This is a genomic window from Cyanobacteriota bacterium (assembly GCA_025054735.1).
Classification (GTDB): domain Bacteria; phylum Cyanobacteriota; class Cyanobacteriia; order SKYG9; family SKYG9; genus SKYG9.
In genome coordinates this window covers 1-4,752 of the sequence record JANWZG010000323.1, presented here as the reverse complement: position 1 = coordinate 4,752, position 4,752 = coordinate 1, and the positions used below count along the sequence as shown (strand labels likewise).

The window sequence follows — 4,752 nt, the reverse complement described above, 5'->3', positions numbered from 1 at the left end:
AACCCTGATGTGATTATTGCCGTCGGGGGTGGATCGCCGATGGATGCAGCGAAGGTGATGTGGTTGATGTATGAGCAGCCACAGGTGGAATTTGAGGGCTTGGCAATGCGATTTATGGATATTCGCAAGCGGGTCTATGAGTTGCCAACCTTGGGTCAAAAGGCCCAGCTCATCTGTATTCCCACCACATCAGGAACAGGGTCAGAGGTTACACCGTTTGCAGTGGTGACAGACGATCGCGTGGGTATCAAATATCCCTTAGCAGACTATGCCCTTACCCCCAATATGGCCATTGTTGATCCTAACCTGACCTTAAACATGCCGAAGCGCCTGACAGCCTACGGTGGCATTGATGCCCTCACCCATGCCCTGGAATCCTACGTGTCAGTGATGGCCAGTGACTTTACCGATGGGCTGGCACTGCAAGCCATCAAGCTGCTGCTCACTTACCTGCCCCGTGCCTATCAACAGGGAGCTAAGGATCCAGAGGCACGGGAAAAAGTTCACTACGCAGCGACGATCGCAGGTATGGCCTTTGCCAACGCCTTCTTAGGAGTGTGTCACTCCCTAGCTCACAAGTTGGGATCAACTTTCCACGTGCCCCATGGCCTAGCCAATGCCTTGATGATTAGCCATGTCATCCGCTACAACGCCACGGATGCACCGTTTAAGCAGGCTATTTTCCCGCAATATCGCTATCCCAACGCTAAGCATCGCTACGCAGAAATTGCTGACTACTTGCATCTAGGAGGCGATACGGACGACGAGAAGGTAGAACGGTTGATTGCAGCGATCGAAGACCTGAAGCGTCAATTAGAGATTCCGGCCACTATTCGTGAAACCCTGTCGGAAACCGAGCAAGAGTTCTACGACCACCTGGAGTCTATGGCAGAACAAGCCTTTGACGACCAATGCACTGGCGCAAATCCCCGCTATCCACTCATTCAAGACATGCGAGAACTGTATATCTTGGCCTACCGTGGCTGTCGCCTTGATGCCAGCCTGTATCACCAGACCGATCCTGTCCTCACGTCATAGGGGCCTATGACCATGAGTAACCTATCTACCCAGCTACCCTATGATCCAGCTACTGACCTGTGGAAAACTAATAGCCATCCCCTAGAACCAATTTTTTCGCCCCGATCGGTAGCTGTGATCGGAGCCACTGAGCGCGATGGTAGTGTAGGACGCACTGTGCTCTGGAACCTATTGAGTAGCCCCTTTGGAGGCACAATTTATCCAGTGAACCCCAAACGACATAACGTGTTGGGAATTCGCGCCTATGACCGTCTCCAAGCCCTACCAGAACCTATCGATTTGGCAGTGATTGCTATTCCTGCGGCAGGAGTACCTGCCATTATTCAAGATTGTGTGGACGTAGGGGTAAAAGGAGCCATCATTCTCTCTGCTGGCTTCAAGGAGATTGGAGCCGAGGGCATTCGCTTAGAGGCAGAAATCCAGCAAATTGCCCAAGGACGGATGCATCTAATTGGCCCCAACTGCTTAGGTGTTCAAAATCCTATTACTGGCTTGAATGCTACCTTTGCAAGTCAGATGGCCAAGCGGGGCAACGTCGGGTTCATTAGCCAGAGTGGAGCACTCTGCACTTCAATTTTGGACTGGAGCCTGCGAGAGAATGTGGGCTTCAGTGCCTTTATTTCTCTGGGATCCATGTTAGATGTAGGCTGGGGTGACTTGATTGACTATCTGGGCGATGATCCCAACACCCACAGTATTGTCATTTACATGGAGTCGATTGGCAATGCGCGATCGTTTCTCTCGGCTGCGCGGGAAGTTGCCCTCAGCAAGCCCATCATTGTCATCAAAGCTGGACGAACCCAAGCGGCTGCGCAAGCGGCTGCTTCCCATACTGGCTCTCTGACGGGCAGTGATGCTGTGTTGGATGCGGCCTTTCGTCGTTGCGGTGTGTTGCGAGTAGAGCACATCGAAGACTTGTTCGACATGGCGGAAGTGTTAGCAAAACAACCCCGACCAAAGGGATCTAACCTTAGTATCATCACTAATGCTGGTGGCCCTGGTGTGCTAGCAACCGATGCCTTGATTCGCTCTGGTGGTTCCCTAACAACCTTGTCGGAGGAAAGTCTGGCAGCCTTGAATCAGGTATTGCCTGCCCATTGGAGCCATGGAAACCCGATCGATATTCTAGGAGATGCTGATCCCAACCGGTTTGCTGAGGCCCTCAAGATAGTACTAGCAGACCCTCACAGCGATGGCAGTCTGTTGATTCTTACTCCCCAAGCCATGACTGACCCCACCCAGACTGCTAAGGTCGTGGTAGAGACTTGGCAGGCTAGCAATTCCCACAAGCCAATTATTGCCAGTTGGATGGGTGGTGCTGAAGTCGATGAAGGAGAGCGTATTCTCAACCAAGCGGCGATCCCCACCTATCGCTATCCCGACGAGGCAGCGCAGGTGTTTAGCCTGTTATGGCGCTACAGTTACAACCTGAAAAGCTTGTATGAAACACCCATTTTGGGTATGCAGGATCAAGTGGATCGATCAGCGATCGCCCGCGTTCTGCGCCAAGCCCAAGCTGACCGTCGTACCCTATTGACCGAGGTAGAATCTAAACAGGTGTTGGCAGCCTATGGCATCCCAGTGGTGCCGACCCACATTGCCATTACAGCAGACGAGGCTGTCGCTGCTGCTGATCGCATCGGTTATCCTGTTGTCCTTAAGCTCTATTCTCGTACCGTTACCCACAAAACTGACGTGGGTGGTGTGCAACTGAACTTACTCGATCCGGAAGCAGTGTACCGAGCCTTTGCTCACATTCAAGCGAACGTTACCGACAAGGCCGGGGCAGAGCACTTCCAAGGAGTGACGGTGCAGCCGATGATCCGGGTAGATGGCTATGAGTTGATCCTAGGTAGCAGCCAAGACCCCCAGTTTGGCCCAGTGTTGGTGTTTGGTAGTGGTGGTCAATTGGTAGAAGTGTTTCAAGACCGGGCGATCGCCTTGCCACCCCTCAACAGCACCTTGGCACGGCGCTTGATGGAAAACACGCTGATCTACAAGGCTCTACAGGGGGTGCGAGGACGTAAGGCTGTGGACTTGGATGCCCTGGAACAGTTACTGGTGCGCTTTAGCCAACTGGTAGCAGAACAGCCCCAAATTCGTGAAATTGACATCAATCCACTAATGGCCTCACCTTCTGGATTGCTAGCGCTGGATGCCAGGGTGATTTTGCAGAGTGATCCGGCTGAACAGGTGCAACTTGCCATTCGTCCCTACCCTATTCAGTACAGGTGGCCATTCCGGGATGGCATTACTATCCGTCCTATCCGCCCAGAGGATGAGCCACTAGTGATTGATTTTCACCGCACCCTGTCCGAACACAGCGTTTATCTACGCTACTTCCACTCCATGAAGTTCAGCACACGCATTGCCCACGATCGCCTGACCCGTATCTGTTTCAATGACTACGATCGCGAGATTGCCCTCGTGGCTGAAATCACTGACCCTGACCCCAAAATCTTGGGTATTGCCCGCATCTCTAAAAAGCATGGCCTTCCTGAAGCTGAATTTGCCATGATGGTTGCCGACCCCTACCAACGGCAAGGCATTGGCACCGAGCTACTCAGCCGCCTCGTTGATGTAGCCCGTGCCGAGGGATTGCAACGCATTACTGGCGAGGTCTTACAGGAAAATGAAGGAATGCGCCGTCTATGCAAGCGAGTTGGCTTCCAACTCTATCCCAGCCCAGAACCGGGCATCATTAACGTTGCGATCGACCTCACGGCGAATTGCAAGGATTAGACTGGGCAGGTCATGGCGCAGAGTGGTTCTGGTTTGTCAGCATCAATACCCTCTTGGCTCCATTGGTTGGAGGAATGTGCAAGTACGAATACATGGGCGATCGACCATGCAGCGTATCTTCAGCACGGGGATGTAGTAGTTACTCAGCGGCAAACCGCAGGCCGGGGACAACAGGGACGGACATGGCACTCGCCACCTGGAGTATTGACCGCAAGCGTAGTGCTCGATCATATCCGGCCCCATTGCTTGCCCAGTTTTAGCCTTGCCGCAGGGTTAGCAGTAATCTACGCTGTAGAAGACTTAGCACCTGACGTGCAGGGGATGTTACGGTTGAAGTGGCCTAACGATTTGTATGTCTGTGATCGCAAACTAGCTGGAATTCTCTGTGAGTCGGGGTGGAGACAACCAGCAGAATCGCGCCGGACGATCGTGGGCATTGGTCTCAATCGCTGGGTAGACTTTACCCAAACTGGGTTAACGACAGCACAGCTAGGTCATCCGATCAGTCTGCATAGTCTTACAGCTCAGGTGCCCACAGAGTTAGCAATGCTGGAACAGATCCGACGTTACCTCTTGCAAGCAGTAGGCCTATTAGCAACTACGCAGGCATCTGAACCTTTGAAACCGCTATTGCCTGCGCTCCAGGAGCGAGACTATTTACGCCATCAAAACCTGAGTTTTACCACTGCTGAAGGCACGATCGTCGGACAGGGGGCGGGGATTGATGCAACTGGGCAACTGCTAATCCGATTAGGCGATGGCACTGTCAGAGCATTTGCCTCAGGACAAGCTAGGGTTCAAGCCTAAATCCAGGGGTCGTCATCAGTCCACTCATCAGGGGAGACAGGCTTAGGAATATTCGGCATCTCTAACGTGGATGATAGCTGTGGTGCATCCCAATCAGCAAAGGAGGTCACAGGCGGCTCGTCGTCATTGACAGCGGGTGGAGGGGTGATCAAGGGTGGCTTGGAC

The 4,752-nt window shown here is 52.9% G+C and carries 3 protein-coding genes; all 3 read left to right on the top strand.

Features of this window, described 5'->3' with window-relative positions; genetic code table 11:
• Nucleotides 1–1,038: iron-containing alcohol dehydrogenase (locus NZ772_14190; protein ID MCS6814699.1), on the top strand; the 1,038-nt coding region annotated here is incomplete at its 5' end.
• A 12-nt stretch (nucleotides 1,039–1,050) separates the two neighbouring features.
• Nucleotides 1,051–3,780 carry a bifunctional acetate--CoA ligase family protein/GNAT family N-acetyltransferase gene (locus tag NZ772_14185; protein ID MCS6814698.1) on the top strand — a complete coding sequence of 910 codons (2,730 nt, stop codon included), beginning with the start codon at nucleotides 1,051–1,053 and terminating at the stop codon, nucleotides 3,778–3,780.
• A 12-nt stretch (nucleotides 3,781–3,792) separates the two neighbouring features.
• Nucleotides 3,793–4,587 (top strand): biotin--[acetyl-CoA-carboxylase] ligase, encoded by a 795-nt coding sequence (locus NZ772_14180; GenBank protein MCS6814697.1) that lies wholly within the window; start codon nucleotides 3,793–3,795, stop codon nucleotides 4,585–4,587.
• Nucleotides 4,588–4,752: the final 165 nt, after the last annotated feature.

Bases quoted from the DNA above. Each gene is read 5' to 3' on its own strand.
- NZ772_14180 (MCS6814697.1), top strand. From the start codon at position 3,793: ATGGCGCAGAGTGGTTCTGGTTTGTCAGCATCAATACCCTCTTGGCTC.
- NZ772_14185 (MCS6814698.1), top strand. From the start codon at position 1,051: ATGAGTAACCTATCTACCCAGCTACCCTATGATCCAGCTACTGACCTG.